At 52.9% G+C, this 16,149-nt stretch carries 21 protein-coding genes and 8 tRNA genes; all 29 read left to right on the top strand.

Features of this window, described 5'->3' with window-relative positions:
- The first annotated feature begins 61 nt into the window (after window positions 1-61).
- The 29 genes from XYCOK13_RS18505 (at window position 62) to XYCOK13_RS18365 (ending at window position 16,102) form a co-directional block, all read left to right on the top strand.
- Window positions 62-150: transfer RNA gene (locus tag XYCOK13_RS18505), tRNA-Ser, on the top strand.
- 36 nt (window positions 151-186) lie between these two features.
- Window positions 187-260, top strand: a tRNA-Met gene (locus XYCOK13_RS18500).
- Between the two features lie 56 nt (window positions 261-316).
- A tRNA-Val gene (locus XYCOK13_RS18495) sits at window positions 317-389 on the top strand.
- Window positions 390-400: 11 nt separating this feature from the next.
- Window positions 401-476: transfer RNA gene (locus XYCOK13_RS18490), tRNA-Thr, on the top strand.
- Between the two features lie 10 nt (window positions 477-486).
- Window positions 487-563 (top strand) — tRNA-Asp (locus tag XYCOK13_RS18485).
- Window positions 564-615: 52 nt separating this feature from the next.
- Window positions 616-691 (top strand) — tRNA-Phe (locus tag XYCOK13_RS18480).
- Window positions 692-707: 16 nt separating this feature from the next.
- Window positions 708-793 (top strand) — tRNA-Tyr (locus tag XYCOK13_RS18475).
- A gap of 20 nt (window positions 794-813) precedes the next feature.
- A tRNA-Lys gene (locus XYCOK13_RS18470) sits at window positions 814-886 on the top strand.
- A gap of 186 nt (window positions 887-1,072) precedes the next feature.
- On the top strand, window positions 1,073-1,630 hold the full coding sequence (locus XYCOK13_RS18465) for a sigma-70 family RNA polymerase sigma factor (protein WP_244865260.1): 558 nt from the start codon (window positions 1,073-1,075) through the stop codon (window positions 1,628-1,630).
- The gene (locus XYCOK13_RS18460; RefSeq protein WP_213413720.1) at window positions 1,617-2,348 is read left to right on the top strand and encodes a DUF4367 domain-containing protein; all 732 of its coding nucleotides are present in this window, start codon (window positions 1,617-1,619) and stop codon (window positions 2,346-2,348) included. Before XYCOK13_RS18465 ends, XYCOK13_RS18460 begins: the two co-directional genes overlap by 14 nt.
- Window positions 2,349-2,447: 99 nt before the next feature.
- Complete coding sequence (locus tag XYCOK13_RS18455) at window positions 2,448-3,098, top strand: hypothetical protein (protein WP_213413719.1); 651 nt, start codon at window positions 2,448-2,450, stop codon at window positions 3,096-3,098.
- Between the two features lie 212 nt (window positions 3,099-3,310).
- A complete protein-coding gene (locus XYCOK13_RS18450; protein ID WP_213413718.1) occupies window positions 3,311-3,673 on the top strand; it encodes a sigma factor-like helix-turn-helix DNA-binding protein in 363 nt (120 codons plus the stop codon).
- Between the two features lie 47 nt (window positions 3,674-3,720).
- Window positions 3,721-4,056, top strand: coding sequence for a hypothetical protein (locus XYCOK13_RS18445; RefSeq protein WP_213413717.1), 336 nt, complete (start codon window positions 3,721-3,723; stop codon window positions 4,054-4,056).
- A gap of 169 nt (window positions 4,057-4,225) precedes the next feature.
- Entirely contained in the window at window positions 4,226-4,666 is a 441-nt protein-coding gene (locus XYCOK13_RS18440; RefSeq protein WP_213413716.1) for a hypothetical protein, read from the top strand.
- A gap of 18 nt (window positions 4,667-4,684) precedes the next feature.
- A complete protein-coding gene (locus XYCOK13_RS18435) occupies window positions 4,685-5,728 on the top strand; it encodes a phage tail sheath subtilisin-like domain-containing protein (protein ID WP_213413715.1) in 1,044 nt (347 codons plus the stop codon).
- Between the two features lie 31 nt (window positions 5,729-5,759).
- Complete coding sequence (locus tag XYCOK13_RS18430) at window positions 5,760-6,191, top strand: phage tail tube protein (RefSeq protein WP_213413714.1); 432 nt, start codon at window positions 5,760-5,762, stop codon at window positions 6,189-6,191.
- 143 nt (window positions 6,192-6,334) lie between these two features.
- The gene (locus XYCOK13_RS18425) at window positions 6,335-6,727 is read left to right on the top strand and encodes a phage tail assembly chaperone (protein ID WP_213413713.1); all 393 of its coding nucleotides are present in this window, start codon (window positions 6,335-6,337) and stop codon (window positions 6,725-6,727) included.
- Between the two features lie 173 nt (window positions 6,728-6,900).
- On the top strand, window positions 6,901-9,084 hold the full coding sequence (locus XYCOK13_RS18420; protein WP_213413712.1) for a phage tail protein: 2,184 nt from the start codon (window positions 6,901-6,903) through the stop codon (window positions 9,082-9,084).
- 30 nt (window positions 9,085-9,114) lie between these two features.
- Window positions 9,115-9,783: a LysM peptidoglycan-binding domain-containing protein gene (locus XYCOK13_RS18415; RefSeq protein ID WP_213413711.1), complete on the top strand. Its 669-nt coding sequence runs from the start codon at window positions 9,115-9,117 to the stop codon at window positions 9,781-9,783.
- Window positions 9,780-10,775: an XkdQ/YqbQ family protein gene (locus XYCOK13_RS18410; RefSeq protein ID WP_213413710.1), complete on the top strand. Its 996-nt coding sequence runs from the start codon at window positions 9,780-9,782 to the stop codon at window positions 10,773-10,775. The genes XYCOK13_RS18415 and XYCOK13_RS18410 overlap by 4 nt, the downstream gene beginning before the upstream one ends.
- Window positions 10,776-10,817: 42 nt before the next feature.
- Window positions 10,818-11,156: a DUF2577 family protein gene (locus tag XYCOK13_RS18405; protein ID WP_213413709.1), complete on the top strand. Its 339-nt coding sequence runs from the start codon at window positions 10,818-10,820 to the stop codon at window positions 11,154-11,156.
- Entirely contained in the window at window positions 11,153-11,575 is a 423-nt protein-coding gene (locus tag XYCOK13_RS18400) for a DUF2634 domain-containing protein (protein WP_213413708.1), read from the top strand. The genes XYCOK13_RS18405 and XYCOK13_RS18400 overlap by 4 nt, the downstream gene beginning before the upstream one ends.
- On the top strand, window positions 11,565-12,632 hold the full coding sequence (locus XYCOK13_RS18395) for a baseplate J/gp47 family protein (RefSeq protein WP_213413707.1): 1,068 nt from the start codon (window positions 11,565-11,567) through the stop codon (window positions 12,630-12,632). Before XYCOK13_RS18400 ends, XYCOK13_RS18395 begins: the two co-directional genes overlap by 11 nt.
- Window positions 12,625-13,185: a YmfQ family protein gene (locus XYCOK13_RS18390; protein ID WP_244865259.1), complete on the top strand. Its 561-nt coding sequence runs from the start codon at window positions 12,625-12,627 to the stop codon at window positions 13,183-13,185. Before XYCOK13_RS18395 ends, XYCOK13_RS18390 begins: the two co-directional genes overlap by 8 nt.
- A 13-nt stretch (window positions 13,186-13,198) precedes the next feature.
- Window positions 13,199-14,242: a hypothetical protein gene (locus tag XYCOK13_RS18385; RefSeq protein WP_213413726.1), complete on the top strand. Its 1,044-nt coding sequence runs from the start codon at window positions 13,199-13,201 to the stop codon at window positions 14,240-14,242.
- 27 nt (window positions 14,243-14,269) lie between these two features.
- Entirely contained in the window at window positions 14,270-14,500 is a 231-nt protein-coding gene (locus XYCOK13_RS18380) for a hypothetical protein (RefSeq protein ID WP_213413706.1), read from the top strand.
- Between the two features lie 316 nt (window positions 14,501-14,816).
- Window positions 14,817-15,077, top strand: a complete 261-nt coding sequence (locus XYCOK13_RS18375; RefSeq protein ID WP_244865258.1) for a BhlA/UviB family holin-like peptide — start codon at window positions 14,817-14,819, stop codon at window positions 15,075-15,077.
- 6 nt (window positions 15,078-15,083) lie between these two features.
- Window positions 15,084-15,836 carry an N-acetylmuramoyl-L-alanine amidase gene (locus XYCOK13_RS18370; protein ID WP_244865257.1) on the top strand — a complete coding sequence of 251 codons (753 nt, stop codon included), beginning with the start codon at window positions 15,084-15,086 and terminating at the stop codon, window positions 15,834-15,836.
- Window positions 15,833-16,102 carry a hypothetical protein gene (locus tag XYCOK13_RS18365; protein WP_244865256.1) on the top strand — a complete coding sequence of 90 codons (270 nt, stop codon included), beginning with the start codon at window positions 15,833-15,835 and terminating at the stop codon, window positions 16,100-16,102. The genes XYCOK13_RS18370 and XYCOK13_RS18365 overlap by 4 nt, the downstream gene beginning before the upstream one ends.
- Window positions 16,103-16,149 lie beyond the last annotated feature (47 nt).

The following is a 16,149-nucleotide window of genomic DNA, read 5'->3' as shown; positions in this document are numbered from 1 at the left end:
GCATCTAGTTTTGAGGGTGTTTGTTTGATATAATCATTCTCACGGACATGAAGCAAGTGATGGAGAGGTACCCAAGAGGCCGAAGGGGGCGCTTTGCTAAAGCGTTAGGGTGTAACAGCCGCGGGGGTTCGAATCCCCCTCTCTCCGCCATTTCATATTGCTTTGTCCGAGCCTTGCATAGGATATGGCGGCGTAGCTCAGCTGGCTAGAGCGTACGGTTCATACCCGTGAGGTCGGGGGTTCGATCCCCTCCGCCGCTATAATTTTTATCTTGCAAGAACAGACAAGCTGTGTTATAATGCTTCTTGTGTCTCTTGGACGCTTAGCTCAGCTGGGAGAGCATCTGCCTTACAAGCAGAGGGTCGGCGGTTCGATCCCGTCAGCGTCCATTCTCATACTTGCCGTTGTAGCTCAATTGGTAGAGCATCTGACTTGTAATCAGAGGGTTGGGGGTTCAAGTCCTCTCGACGGCACCATTCTTGGCGCGGAGCTGTGGTGTAGAGGCCTAACATGCCTGCCTGTCACGCAGGAGACCGCGGGTTCGAATCCCGTCAGCTCCGCCATTTACTCTCAACCGCGCCCGAAAGGGTCATTTTTTTTGTCAAAACCCAATACGGCTCGGTAGCTCAGTCGGTAGAGCAGAGGACTGAAAATCCTCGTGTCGGCGGTTCGATTCCGTCCCGAGCCACCATGTTGGCTTGAAACGTGGAGGATTAGCGAAGTGGCCAAACGCAGCAGACTGTAAATCTGTTCCCTTACGGGTTCGGTGGTTCGAATCCATCATCCTCCACCATTTTTTTCTCAAGTTGCCGAGAGCCATTAGCTCAGTTGGTAGAGCACCTGACTTTTAATCAGGGTGTCGAAGGTTCGAGTCCTTCATGGCTCATGTTGCAGCAAGCGAGACCCGATAATCCTTACGGATTGTCGGGTTTTTTTGTTTTAAAGACACGCTTCGAACAAGCCCTTTATATTCCAGATACCCGGTTGGCTATTTTTGCATGAATAAAATGATGGATTTGGTGTAGCGAAATGGAGCTTCACCCCGTCTAAAAGGGTGGAGGTGTTGAAAAAGGTGAAGCCGGCCGGCGCAAAAAGAAACAACTCCCTACCGAAAGAACCATCCTCTGCATTGGAACTGTTAATGAATGAATACGGGACTGCAGTGCTGCGTACCGCATTCTTTTACCTAGGGGATCGACATCTGGCAGAGGATGTTAGCCAAGAAGTGTTTATTCGAGCATACCGAAATTGGACTCGCTTCAGGGGAGAAAGTCATGTGAAGACGTGGCTCACGAAAATTACGATTAACGTCTGTAGAGATAAAGCGGGTTTGAAATCGTCATCGGAGCAACCGATGGATCCCGTATTGATGAAGCAGCCCCGAGGAGCAGGGGTGGAAGAAGAAGCGATGAAACGGATGGAAAAAACGGTGATTCTAAGGCATGTCATGAGCTTGCCAGCACCGTATCATGAGGTGATTTATTTGTATTATTACATGGAGCTTTCGACTACGGAAATCGCCGAGGTTACAGGAACACCGGAGGGTACCGTACGTGGAAGACTCCATCGGGCCCGGGAAGCTTTGGGTCAAATCTTAAAGCAGGAGGGGATGTCTCATGGGTCGTCATGATCAGGATCCGCTCCGTTCCTTCCAAATGGAAGCCGATGAACACCTGTTTGGAGACCTCCACATGCATGATCGCTTGAAGGATAAGGTCTGGCATAGTCTGCAGGCGGAAAGACAGGAAAGACGAGGCAAGCGCTGGAGAACGATCATTGGAGCTGCGGCGGCAGCGGCAGTGCTGGGCATCACAATTGTTTTTGCATTGGATCACCCAGGCACAGATGAAGGCATTCATGGCAATGTGCTCTCTGAGCAGGATCCCGAGACAACGCCAGATATTATGGCCGTAGAGCAAGATGTTGTCACTTTGCCTACAACCTTGAAGCATGGCGAGGAGACGGGATCAGTGGAAAGTCAAGTGGCCTTTCACAGCTTGGATGAAGCAGAGAGCTGGTTCAAGGAAAGCTTGATGCTCCCCTCGTTTGTGCCTGAAGGCTATGAACTGATTTCGATGTCTGGGTCCAGCGATCTTGAAGGAAAGCCGTTTTCGATTACCTTGCAGTACGCCGCTGGGGAACAACAATTTAGCCTGACAACCTTTAGCCAGAATGCGCCGATTCTTCTTAAAGGAGAAGAGGTGGAAATGGGTGGCATCCAAGGTTATTGGGGGGCAACGGATGAGACAGAGTTATATTGGTCCATTGCCGAGCAGCATTACAGATTAATAGGCAATCTATCCAAAGAGGAAGCCATGAACGTGGCTGCATCCTTGCAGGACAAATAAAGAACATATCCAAGGAGGAAACCAACATGAAAACGAAATTTACGCAATTGAAGAAACTAGGGCTGTCTGCCCATTATGGTGGGAGGCTGCGTAGCTGTTATGAGTACAGGGGCACTGACGATTCAAGCAGAGGAAGCGGAGCTGATGGTTCACCAAGACATAGGCATCATGCATGTACAAGAGCTGGACTCCGTTGACGGCTATGAGGGCAATGCCTCGTTGAAGGAGAAGCACCGGGAGATCGATGCGTACGTGTTTGAACAGCACCAAGGCGATTTGCAGGACATCGGCTTCAAGGTAACTCACACTGGTCCGATGAACGGGAAGATTGAAATTGGCATTATGCCGTATGAAGAAGAGTATGTCCAATACCTGCAAGAACAATTCGGCGCAGAGGATATCGTTGTCGTGGAAGGCGTGCAAGCAGTAACCTTGATAGCGGATAGTGAAAGTGTATCCAGCCCGGCAGATCCAGGTGAACCCAGATTGTTGGCCGATCCGGACGAGGCTGTAAGCGATGCGGATGCGGATGCCGTGGCAACAGAGGCTGTTCCGGTCAGCGCCGTAGTTACCGACAGCGTTATTGCAGAATCAGGTGCAGCAGAGGAATTGGCTCTTGAGGCAAGAGCTATGGACCAGCTGCCTGCTGAACGCTCCAATGCCGTCTATGCTTGGGCAGCCGCCGCTTTGGCCGCATTGCTTGGACTGGGCGCAGTGCTGTGGAAGAAGCGTACCTCCGCATCAAAGTAAGGTCCTATATTACGTAATCTGCTTTAATCGCGAAAGAAACCAAGAATAAGCAAGAAAAACAGGGATTCTCCCGCAAATTTCAGACAATTAAACAGTTGCCTAAAACCTGACAGCCACTTAAAATGGGAACACCAGTTCGCATAATAAGTGGCTGTTTGTATTTCTTCCGTTCATATACAAACGCTTATGATTTTTTCATCAAGGAGGTTGCAATGAAGGGTTCCCCTACTCAACAGTCCAACGGGCACTTTCAGGATGAGCGGCGAAGGGAAAAATACGAGGTTCAGGTAACACGCTTATTGGAAAATCGTCCATATCTGGCAGAGCGTCGATACAAAGGTGACACCTCCGCTTGCGATGTACTGCTGGATTTGGATGGGGCAATGACTATGGCAGCATTAACGAACAGACAAGCGGAAGCCATCTTCTATGTATTTGACCGGGGATGCACGCAAGCATCCGCAGCCAGGCATATGAACATCACACAGCAAGCGGTGAGGCAACTGTTGCTGGCAGCCTGCAGAAAGATCGCGATGATTTACTGGTACTGGGAACGGGATGAAGCAGACGAATAGAGATACAAAAAGAAACATAACGAAATGTACAAAAAGGGGAGAGTGCAATGACAAATCAGCGACAAATGGACGTGGAGCAGTTCATTCAATTATATATCACCATATTTGATGAGACACCAGATAGACGTATGCTGCAAGTGCTGAGCGACTACTTGCTGCACGAGGATTTATCGAACAGCAACGCACATAAGAGCACAGTCACCGAATATCCCATTTTGAGCAAAAGGCAATTAAAACGAAGAATATACGGCGAGCAGGGAAGCCGGGCAACGAATCAGAACGGAGAGGTTGCATTAGAGCGCGCCGCGCGCTATGGCGTGGATGGACGTGAGTACCGTCTGCCTGTACGAAGAAGCCGAGCCTATACGAGCTATGAGAAATAAAAATTTTGTCCTTCCCCTTGTTAACGAAACGGTTTCACGGATATATAGAGTGAGGAAGAAATACGAACATATATTCGTATAATTGCGAATGGGGAAAGGGGGTGCCGGCATTGATTCTACATCAAAGACTGTCTGGCAGCAGTCGGAAGAAAGGGAAGGTTGCCATCACATGAATGCGGCTTTGGATCTGCAGGTATTGGAGGATTGGCTCTTGACCCGTTTTCCAACCGCGACATGCATCAAGCATCGATTGCCGGAGGAGCAGGTCAGTCACCGGTTTTTCCTGTCCTTTGCGAAAGAGGAGCGGGGGTCGGAGACGGCAGCCACCGTGCAGGTGCAGCGGCAATACGAAATTGGCTACTGGCACCAGGATCCGGAGGAAGTGTTGGCTGTCATGGAGGATATGGCAGCGGCGTGGTATGAGAGCCGGCGAATCGGTTCAGGCATCGCAAGCCATGCTTTGCGGCTCATTTCGTTCACGTATGCCCCCATGCCAGGGACAGCAAGTGGATTGTACGGATGTCTTGGCACACTCACGGTGGAGCGGCGCTATCAGCTTGAGCAAGAGCCAGTAGTCAAGATGGCAAAAGTCGAAACAGCATTTCAATAAGGAAAAGGAGGGGGATCCATGTCAGGAACGTGGAATCCGACAGCCCTGCCGAAGCGGCCGGGCTTGTATATGAATTTTGTAGAGGCAGCGACTGCCCAAATCCAAGGGGGCGAGCAGGGCACGGTAGCGATCCCGCTGCTGGCGTACGCGGATACGGCGGAGCCGAAAAAAGTGTATAAAGTAAGCACTGAGCGGCAGGCAAGTGAACAATTCGGTGCAGAGTCTATTCGCTCCATCCAGCTCGCTCTGCAAGGCGGTGCCAAGGAAGTGCTGGTGTACACGATGCCGGAGGAAGCATCGGAAGCGGATTATGCTGACATGCAAGCGGTACTGGATACGCATAATTTCCACGTCTTTGTCTTCGATGGGGAATTCAACGCAGCACGCCAAACAGCGGTACAAGCGTGGGTAGCGGCCAATCGTGAGGAAGGGAAGCATTTCATGGCCGTGCTTGGCGGCGATGCGGCAGCAGATGCAGAACCTGAGAACGGCAATGCCCGAAGCGCCGCGCTGGACGACGATTATATCGTCAATGTGGTGAACGGTGTCGTATGGAACGGTCAAATCTATAATTCGTCTGAAATTGCGCCATTCATCGCTGGACGCATTGCAGGCACGCCGATGAACCGTTCGATCACTTATTCGGGTGTACCGGCAGACGATGTGCAGCCGCGGCTGACGAATGCGCAGACGAAGGCGGCTTTGGAAGCAGGCTCGCTGGTGCTGACCGACGACGGGGAAAAGGTGAAAATCGAGCAGGGCGTCACGACAAGCGGCAGGAAAATCCGTTCAGTACGGGCCCGCCAATCGATTGCCACAGCGATTACGAAAACGGCGGCGGACGCTTATATTGGCAAGATTGATAATCATGCCGATGGACAGGCTGCCCTCATTGCCGCCGTGAAGGCTTACTTGGAAACATTGGAGACGGCCAATGTGCTGACCGCGCCAGCTGTAGGTTTGGACCCGCAGTTCCCGTCTGTTGGCGATGCGGTGTATCTGGCGATCAGCTATACCGAAGTGGACAGCATGGAGCGCATTTTCCTGACAGTCAGCCTCTAATTGAATTCATAATAAGAAAGGATGAGATCGAATGCTGGAATCTAGTCGTGTAATCAAAGGCGAGTTCGGCTCTGTCTGGAAGGATGGCCAATGGCTGACGAACTTCCATACCGCTGAAGCGTCTGCGGAAATTACTTATGAGGAAATCAAGCGGTCGGGAACGCGGGCCATCGGGAACAAAGCCGGCACCATTAAATACTCCGGTACAATTACGGGATACAAGATTACCTCGGAGCTTGCCCAAAGCGTGGCGCAAATTACAGATGACAAGCAAGGCGCGTTCGTCTGTGATTTGATCTTGAAGCTCGCTGATCCGGAAGCATACGGACATGAGCGTGTCCGGCTGAAGGGCGTACAGTTCACCAAGATCGATATCATGAAATTCGAGCACGGCGCTGTGATTGAGCAGGAATGGCCGTTTGTGTTCGACGGATTTGAATACTTGGACGCCATCAGCGCGTAAGGATCGATCAGCTACCCAGAGGGAGCGGCCCGGCAGCCGCTTCCTTTTTTCATAGGTTGGCAAGCATATAGGGGCCAGCGAGGAGAAGAGGAGAAGGTTTCTTCGCGGGCGTGAGTTCATACAAAAAAGGAGACGGTTGAACCATGACGGAAGTCCATCAAGAGACATTGTTGCGCAAGCTGCTTGATACCGAGATGAGGCCAGAGAAGAAATTATGGATGAAACGGTTCGATGCCGAATTTCACATTCAGGCGCTGGACGGCAAGACGATTAACCGTATTCGGGAACAGGCTTCCTATCCGACCCGAAACGGGAAGCAGGTAGATGAAGAGAAGTTCGGCGCACTGTTAATTGAGAAGGCTTGCCTGGTGCCTGATTGGACCGATAAGGCCTTGCTCGACGCATTCGGGCCCACCCCGACCGATGTCATTCAGAAACGGCTCTTAGCCGGCGAGATTGTGAGGCTGACGGGAGATATCCTGCAGCTGTCCGGGTTCGGCGACGAGGAGGAAGCGGTAGAAGAAGCAAAAAACTGATTCGGTCAGGCGGGGTCCCCTTTCTTCTCCATGTCATATTTCAGAGGTGGGGATTGCCTCCTGACGAAGTCTATAACAAACCGGCGGGCGTGCGCACCTTTATGTACGCTTCGGTCTTGCTTGCTCTAGAGGAAGAGCGCAAGCACAGCAACCGACAGAAGGGAGGTTAGGTTATGGCTGAACAGATAGGGCAAGCGGCTAAAGGCTTAAATCAGATCGTGGGCAGCATGGCTTCGGTGGTCAAGAAGCTGGATCAAGCTTCCTCCATGCTGAGCAAATCAGCGAAATTGCAGGAAAATGCGGTCAAATCGATGGAGCGAACTTTCAAAACCCAGCAGGCAGCAACGAAGAGCGCGCAGCAATCGGCTGCTACCCAGCGCGCGGCTGCGAACGCGCTCGACCGAGCGAGCAAAGCACAGCAGAAGGCTATGAAGAACGGACAACAAGGCGCTTCCTCCAGGGTGATGCGTTCTTTAAACAGGACGATCACAAATCTGATCCCTGTATTGCAGTTAGTAGAAAAGGCGCTACGCGACGTCGCCAGTGCGTGCAAGAAAAGCACATCATCGGGATCATCTGGCGGGAAAGGTTCATCCTCTGCCAAATCGGGTGTGGCGGGGACGATCTCCGCTATTGCAGGAGGCATTGGGAAAGGCTTGTCCAAAACGGGGAATCTGCTGAAAGGCCTTCCTCTCATCGGAACGGCATTGAAAAGCCTTCCCAAGCTTGGCAATATGCTGAAAGGCCTTCCTCTCATCAACAGCACCTTGCAAGGCATGTCCAAGATCGGCAATGCCATGAAAGGCGCCTTTGGGAAAGTCGGCTCCGCCGGGAAGATGGTCGGCGGCGTGCTCAAGGGCACATTCGGCATCATGGGTTCCTTGGCGTTGGGAGTCATGAAACTTGTGGAGGATGCGAAGCTGCTGCAACGAACGATTGGAGCTGCCGCCGCCAGCGAGTATGAGCAAGTTACCTTATCTGCGAGATTTGAGGGAGATCAGCAGAAAGCGGATGAATTTTACAGCTACTTAGAAGATCGGGCAGCCGCTTCGGTTTTCAAAAAAGATCAATTCGTTGGAATATCCGGCGTCTTGGCTTCCATTAGCAACGATATGTCGGCGTTGGAGCAAATGACCAATCTAAGTGAGCGGATGGGAGCGGCCAACCCCGAGGTCGGCTTGAAAGGAGCGGCCGATGCGCTTAGACATCTTGCCGAAGGGGATGCAAGCAGTCTCGCCAGGGCCTTGCAAGTGCCGCAGGATGTGCTGGACCCGATTGTTAAAGCGCCGCTGGAAGAGCAACTGAAGAAGATTGACGAGATTATGGGCGGGAAAGGCTGGGACAACAGCTTCCTGGAACGGCTGGAAGGCACTACTACCGCTCAATTTGACGCGATTAAGGAGAGAGCTTCCTTGGCTTTCAAGGACATGGGGGTGCAGGCTCTGGATCACTTGAAGCCGATCCTGAACCAAATCAACGCATGGATGTCCAGCGATGCGATGAAGGCCGTTATTGAATTTGGCTCGAATACCTTGTCCGGCTTAGCAACTGGTTTATCTCAAGCGTTCGCTTTCCTTAGCGCGAAGGGCGGAAGCTTCATGCAGATGTTTCAATCGATGATGCAATGGCTGCAGCCAGTACTGCAAGGATTGCAGAACGGAATGATGTCTGTAGTAGGGGCTATTCAACCGAAGTGGGATCAGTTCGTCGAAGCCCTTCAAGCAACTATTAGCAATCTTCAGCCTGTGTTTGATATGTTGGGCAACTATTTCCGGACAATTGGCGAATTAATCGCTACCATTTTGCCTACAGTCATGGATATTTTCAACAAAGTGTTCCCAATACTGTCCGATATGGTGGGACAGCTTTCCAATGCGATCAGCTGGCTGGTGGAGAATATTGTCATCCCGTTGCTCCCGTTGTTGGGGACGATCTTGGAAGCCGTGTGGAGTATCGTCGAGCCGATATTGGATGGGCTTTACAAATCGTTTAATTGGGTTTCGGAAATAATCAGCCAGTTTGTAGACATGATCAAAAGGGTGAAGATCCCTGATTGGGTTACGGATATAGGCAAATGGTTTGCAATCGGTGACGGGAAGACGGGTGCCCTCCCTAAAATTAACGGCTCCCATGCGTCCGGCTTGGCTTATGTCCCATACGACGGGTATGTGGCAGAGTTGCACAAGGGGGAGCGGGTTTTGACGGCTGCGGAGAACCGCAATTATTCACATTCGAATCAACGTTCGCTGCAGCTCGGCAAGCTGGCGGATACCATCGTGGTACGGGAAGAAGCAGATATTGACCGGATCGCGAACGCGATTGCCGGACGAGTAATGGAAGCCGGGGCGCTTGTGTAGCACGCAAGAAGGAAAGGAGGCGGTACATCCATGCCGTCAGAGCTGAAATATTGGCTGAGCTTCAATAATGGAGCGGAGATCATTCAGCTTCCAGTCAATCCCGAGACAATCTCGGTGTCTGCGCAGCATGCCTTTGAGGATTTCGACGTGCTGCAACTGGGCGAGCGCACTGTAATTGGCGAGCGTAAGCTGCGTGAAATCTCGTTTGCTTCATTTTTCCCTAGGGATTATCATCCGTCGTATTGCGAGTATCAGCCAGTGCCGGACCCCTGGTCGCTCGTGCGGCAGATTGAGAAGTGGCAGGCATCCGGCCGTCCGATGCGCTTTCAAGTGGCCGTTGCCGATACAGAGCAGTTGGGAGGTCCCAAGCTGAACGTCGCAGCGACGATTCGGTCATTTCAATATAGGGAAGTAAGCGGTCACCCGGGGGATGTGTTTTACGATTTAACCTTGAAGGAATATGTTTTTCCCACGATCCGGGAAGAAGTCTTGCCAGAGCAGCGCAGCCGAGCTCCTGAGGAACAAGAGAGCGCCCGCGTGTATGTAGTCAAAGCGCAGGACTCGCTTTGGCTCATTGCCAAGCGCATGTTAGGAAACGGCGACCGCTGGCGGGAATTGTATGACGCGAACCGGCAAGTGATTGGTCCGAACCCGAATCTCATTCATCCGGGCCAGGTGCTGGAGGTGCCGGCAGGATGAAGGGAGCGGAAGTGATTTGGAACGAGCAGCGCGAGATTGCGGCGCTCATCACCGGCATGACGTGGTCGGGCGATATTGTGCAAGCGCCCCGCAGGCTAGAATTCAATCTGCGCAATACCACGAATGGCGAAAACCGGGCGCTGCCGCTGGCAGAGGGCGACACCATCCGCTGGCTGCAGGATGGGCAAGAGCAGTTTCGCGGGATCTTGTTCAGCTCGTCGCGCAACGGCAGGGCGGAGGAGTCGTGGGTTGCCTATGACGAGAGTATTTATTTGACTCGCAATACAGATTCGCGAAGAATTCGACGCCAGACGGCGACTCAATTTATACGCGAGCTGTGTGCGGATTTTCACTTGCAGACTGGCGAGTTGGACGATACGGGCTATGTGATACCGGATTTGAAGATGGCGAATCAGTCGCTTTGGAACATGATGGTGATGGCCTTGACGGAGACGGCCAAGCAGAATCAGCAGCGCTTCCACCTGCAGTCTCGCGAGGGCAAGCTGCATCTCGTCAATCGCAGCCGTAACGTACTGCAATGGATGCTCCGCAGCGGGTCCACACTGCTCGATATATCTGCAACTCGCTCGATTGAGGAGATGAGCACCCGCGTGAAGGTCGTCGCCTCGGATCGGGATCGCAATCCGGTTGAGGCTGTTCGGGAGGATGCGGCGCTAGTGGCTCGCTATGGCTTGATGCAGCATCTGGAAAGCGTCGATCCAGAAATGACGCGATCCGAGATGGATCAGCTGGCCCGCAGTTTGCTGGCTGCCGTGGGCAAAGTTCAGCAGCAGACAGAGGTGGAGGCCATCGGAAATCTGGACGTTCTTGCAGGCAAGCTCATCTATGTGAAGGATGCTTTAACCGAAACCGATGGAGCATTCTACGTTTCCTCTGACTCGCACACGATTGGTCCGACGGGGCATCGCATGAGACTGACACTGTCCTTCACCGATGATTTGCCGTCGATGGAAGCGGATCAAGCAGGATAAGAGAAGGAAGTACAAGCAAGCGCGACAGGAGGGAGAACACACATGGAGACGCTTGAGGGGAATCCCTACAGCAGGTGGGTGCAGCTGATCCGGCAGCAAAGCGGCAAGCCGCAGGATCGTTTTCTGCTGGGCACCGTGACAGCTCCGCCTCCAGGCATGCGGGTCCAACCGGACCATATCCGTTGGGAGCTCGATGCGGAGGACTTGTACATTGCCGCGGACTGGCTGGAGCATGAGCGCACGGTTCGCATGGAGGGAATGGGGGCGGACATGCACATGGAGATACGCTCCCCGTGGAAGACCGGCGATCGTGTCCTGCTGTTGTCCATGAACGGGGATCAGCAGTTTATGGTGATATGCAAGGTGGTGAAGGCACGATGAGTTTAGTTCCTAGTCAACTGCAGAACGTACCCGCTGCCTGGCGTAACCCGGACAAGCAGCCGAGCAGAACGTACAGGTTGGACATAGACGGAGGGCGTTTGGCCGGTACAATTGACGGACGGACGGCTGTCCAGCAATTCGTTCGCAAGACGTTGGCAACTGCTCGAGGACGCTATCCGATCTATGATGACCGCTATGGCAGCGAGATCGAAGCGTTAATGGGACGCAGCGGGGATCTGGCTTGGCTCAAGAGTGAAATCCCTCGGTTGCTGGAAGAGGCGCTGCTGCAGGATGACCGTATAACAGCTATTGAAGTAACCGGGCTTCGCCTGGAGGACGATGGTCTATGGGTGGACGTACACGTAACAACTACGGAAGGCAGCGTGACGGAGGAGGTGAGGGTGCGAGATGGCGTATGAACATCAGACGAAACAAGCTATTTTACAAAGAATGCTGGACGCTTCGCCAGAGGATATCGACAAGCGGCAGGGATCGGTCACCCATGATTTGCTGTCGCCCGCAGCAATTGAGCTGGCGTTGACCTATGTTGAGCTGGATCAGGTGCTGCAGGCGGGGTTTGCGGATACTTCTTACGGTGAGTATTTAGACAAGCGTTGCGGCGAATTGGGCATATACCGGAAGCAGGCAGTGAAGGCTGTTGGGAGCGTGGCATTTTCGGGGCCGTCCGGCACGTCGATTCCGAAGGGAACCGAGTTGGCAACTGCCGGTCCGGAGTCAGTATCCTTTGTCACGAAGGAAGCAGGGATGATCCCCGGCGAGTCTGCGGGCACGGTCGTGCTTGCAGCAGAAGCTGTCGCTGGAGGGGCATCGGGCAATGTCAGAGCCGGGGCAATCAGCTTGATTCGCGGCAATTTGGCAGGCATCTTGACGGTAACGAATGAGGCGGCTTTCGACGGAGGAACCGACCGGGAGTCCGATGCTGCCTATTTGCAACGGTATCTGGACCGGGTACGGAAACCATCGACCAGTGGCAATGCCCACCATTACGAGCAATGGGCGAAGGAAGTGCCCGGCATTGCGGCGGTCAAGGTGTTCCCGCAGTGGAACGGTCCGCTTACTGTGAAGGTGGTGGTGTTGGACGATGCGCGGACAGCTCCGCCAGTTTCCAAGGTAGAGGAAGTTGCCGCCTATATTGAATCGGTACGTCCGATTGGCGCACAGGTGACCGTAGAGGCTGCGACGGAAACGCCGATCCATGTATCGGCTGGATTGACGCTTGTCCAAGGGGCCTCGATGTCCCAGGCGCAAGCGCAAATAGAGGAGGGGCTTCAAGCTTATTTGAAAACCTTGGCTTTCCTGGATCCGATTGTCCGCTATGCGAAGATCGCCAATGTCATTCTCGAAGCGCCGGCTGTGCTCGACTACAGCGATCTGACGGTGAATGGCGGCGCTACGAACATCGCGATTGACGAAGAGCATGTCGCCGTGCTGGGGACGGTGAATCTGCATGCGTAACCTCAGACAGGCGATGAGCGACTATATGCCCCCTTATTACAGGGAGGTGCGTGAGGCGGAACAACTGCTGGACCGAGAGGCTGCGGAATTGAACGGGCTGAATGCAGCGATCCGTGACGTACTGAACCAGCTGTTCGTGGACACGGCCACCTGGGGCTTGGCGCATTGGGAACGGATATGCGGCATCCCTGTTGATGTAGCGAAGCCGCGGAATCAGCGCCGCTCCGTCATCAAGTCAAAGCTGCGCGGGGTAGGAACCGTGACGGTCTCGCTTGTGAAGGCAGTGGCCGAGGCCTATGACAACGGTGAGGTGGATGTGACGGAAGATCCGGCCAACTTCTCGGTGACGATCACCTTCATCAGCAACCATGGTGTTCCCGAGAATCTGGACGATATTCGCAGAGCGCTTCGGGAGATTGTGCCTGCTCATTTGGCGATTCACTTCGAATTTACGTTCATGACCTACGAGGCTCTGGACTCGTACTCACTCACTTGGGCGGACGTAGATGCGAAGGAACTCACCTGGGCAGATTGGGAAACGTACAAACAGTAAAGGAGTGTGGAATATGGCGACAACAACACCAAGACTAGGACTGCCGCGTCCGGAGGCGAGTGACAACGTCACACTGGAGAACGAGCAGGCGCTGATTGACGCGATCGATAGTGCTGCCGCCGCGCAAGCCGATTTGGATGCACATGTTGGCAACGCTTCCGCCCATGTGACTGCATCCGAACGCGCCGCCTGGAACGCGAAGGAAACCCCTGCCGGGGCACAAGAAAAGGTAGACACGCATGCTAATCGAACCGACAACCCGCATAGCGTCACGAAATCACAAGTTGGGCTAGGTAATGTAGACAATGTTCAACAAGCTCCTGCATCCCGTACCATTACTGCAGGAAATGGTCTTTCGGGGGGAGGAGATCTCACCGCGAATCGAACCATTTCATTAGGCACACCCGGGACCCTCTCAACTTCTAGTACCAACAGCACAACTGCTGCAAGTCATACGCATGCCGTGAATTTTCCGGTTACCAGTGTAGCGGGGAAAACAGGGGCAGTCTCGCTTGTAAAAGACGATGTTGGTCTAGGCAATGTACAGAACTATAGTATCGCGACGCAGGCGGCGGCAGAAGCAGGCACATCGAACAATGTTTATATGACACCCCTCAGGACTAGGCAAGCGATAGCGTCAGCGGGTACTCCTCTTGATTATGAAGAAGGTGTATGGACGCCAAGATTTGCAGGGTCAATAAGTGATGGTTCACATGCTTATTCTCTACAAGTTGGTAGATACATCAAAATTGGACGTATGGTGCACTGTCAGTTTCAGCTCACATTAAGTAATAAAGGCGACTCGGTTGGGGCGTCTTTTGTTCGCGGTCTACCATTTAGTTCTGGGAGTAATTTCGGAATTGTGGGGACGGTTAGAATCGTAAACGCAGACTTGGGGTCGGGATATTATGCTGTAGGTCTTACGGTGAATTCTCACGCAGTAACGATCCTTTTAAGGAAAAGGGGTCAGACTGAGGACATAACCATTGAAGCTAGCGGGAATTTAATAACCAATTCGACAAGCATCACAGGATCAATAACATATTTTGTAAATTAATATATTATAGGGGAGGTAAAGGTAACAATGATTAAAAAAATCACACTGGATATGTTGACACCTGACAGTGTCAGCGTTAAAACTCAGCAATATGTCATAGTTGATGGTGTCGAGTATCCAATTGGACAGCCACACCGCATAGCATTCGTCAATAATGCGGCGGGACGCGCTGCAATAAATGGTGAGTTGCCACCTGCACAGGCCAATGCAATTATGGCAGTGTGGGGAAATGGGCCGACAATTGCAGATCAAGAGTAATTGACCCTATGGGAGAGTACTGTCATGGAGTCAATGGGTGTTTAATCGGCATCAGCTGCGATTAGCGGTGTGCTATCCGGCCGAATCGGCAATGCAGATCATAGTTGAAGGTTGCAACGGAGGTCCGCAGAATGCTGCGCTCAAGTCAGATGTTGTTTTCATTAAACCCAGAATTGATAACATTCAGACCAGGACTAAGAGTCGATAACAGTGACCGTATCAGGCTCAGACATTGTCCGACGAGAGCGCAGGAATTAATTTTATGGGAGCTCGCGGAGATTGAAGTCGCTAAATAGAACGGGAGGGAGGCTTGGCAATGCCTGAAGGTATCGATATGATAGACTACTTCGCGTTATACGGGCCGTTCGCGGTTCTTTTCGTTTTCTTGTTTTGGTGGACGCTCAGAACGTATAACAACCGTGAGGAACTATACCGCCAAGAAATCGCAGAAATACGGAAAGAGTCTGAGGATCGGTCCAAGCGCCACTACGAAGTCTTATCGAAGTTCGCCAAGAAATACGACATTGTCATCGAAAAATTGGACGAGTTGCAGTCACAGCTTGCAAAAAAGGGGTGAGGGCGAATGGCTGTCGCAAACAATCAACAAGGCCGCCGCTTGAAAATCGCAATAGACGCCGGACACGGGCCGGATACGCCGGGGAAGCGAACGCCGGATGGCGCGATGCGGGAATTTCAATTTAACCAGGCGGTGGCTCGGTATTTGAGAGAGGCACTGGCGAAGTACGAAGCGGTGGAGACGAAGTTCACCCATGCCGATGACGGCAGCCGCGATGTGCCGCTGAAGGAGCGTACGGATGCCGCCAACGCTTGGGGGGCGGACGCCTTTGTCTCGATTCATGCGAATGCTTTCGGCGATGGATCGTGGAACGCAGTCATGGGAATTGAAACCTATGTGTACACCACGCGTCCCAAGGATTCGGTAGAGCTGGCAACGGCGGTGCATCAGTCGCTGATTCGTCAGACCGGCCGCCCGGATCGCGGGGTCAAGGCGGCGAACTTCCATGTGCTGCGGGAGACGGCGATGACGGCCATTCTCGTGGAATGCGAGTTTATGACCTGCAAGGAATCGGCCGCATTGCTGCAGCAGGACAGTTATAGGCGCTTATGCGCCAAGGCGATTGCAGATGGGTTGGCAAGCAGGTACAGCTTGCAGCCTCGTCAGCCGCAGCAGCCCTCTTCTTCTCAGGCGTCGACCGCACCTCTATACCGGGTGCAGGTCGGCGCTTTTCGTTACAAAACAAACGCAGAACGGCTCGCGCAGCAATTGCGGGAGCAAGGATACGACGCATACTTAAAGGAGGAATCACACGTATGATGGATGTTGAAATATATAATATTGCGCTGGTTCCAGTCATCTTGGGTTTGGTTTCGGCGGCAACGGCGGTCGGCTTTCCGAAGTCGTGGGCGCCTATCGCGGCGCTTGTGCTGGGTGTGGCAGCAGGGATCAGTTATGTGGCGCCGGACAATTTGGGACAGGGCGTGCTGGTGGGCATTACGCTCGGTTTAAGTGCGGTCGGTCTGTATAGCGGTGCGAAAAATGGGATCGAGAGCATAAGGCGAAAGGACCATGAGTGGATGTAAGCAACTTAGCGAATGACTGCTGCCTGTAACTATCAAGCCCCCTAATT

This window comes from Xylanibacillus composti (assembly GCF_018403685.1).
GTDB lineage: Bacteria > Bacillota > Bacilli > Paenibacillales > K13 > Xylanibacillus > Xylanibacillus composti.
The sequence above is the reverse complement of the archived record's forward strand: the minus strand, read 5'-3'. Positions and strand labels throughout refer to the sequence as shown.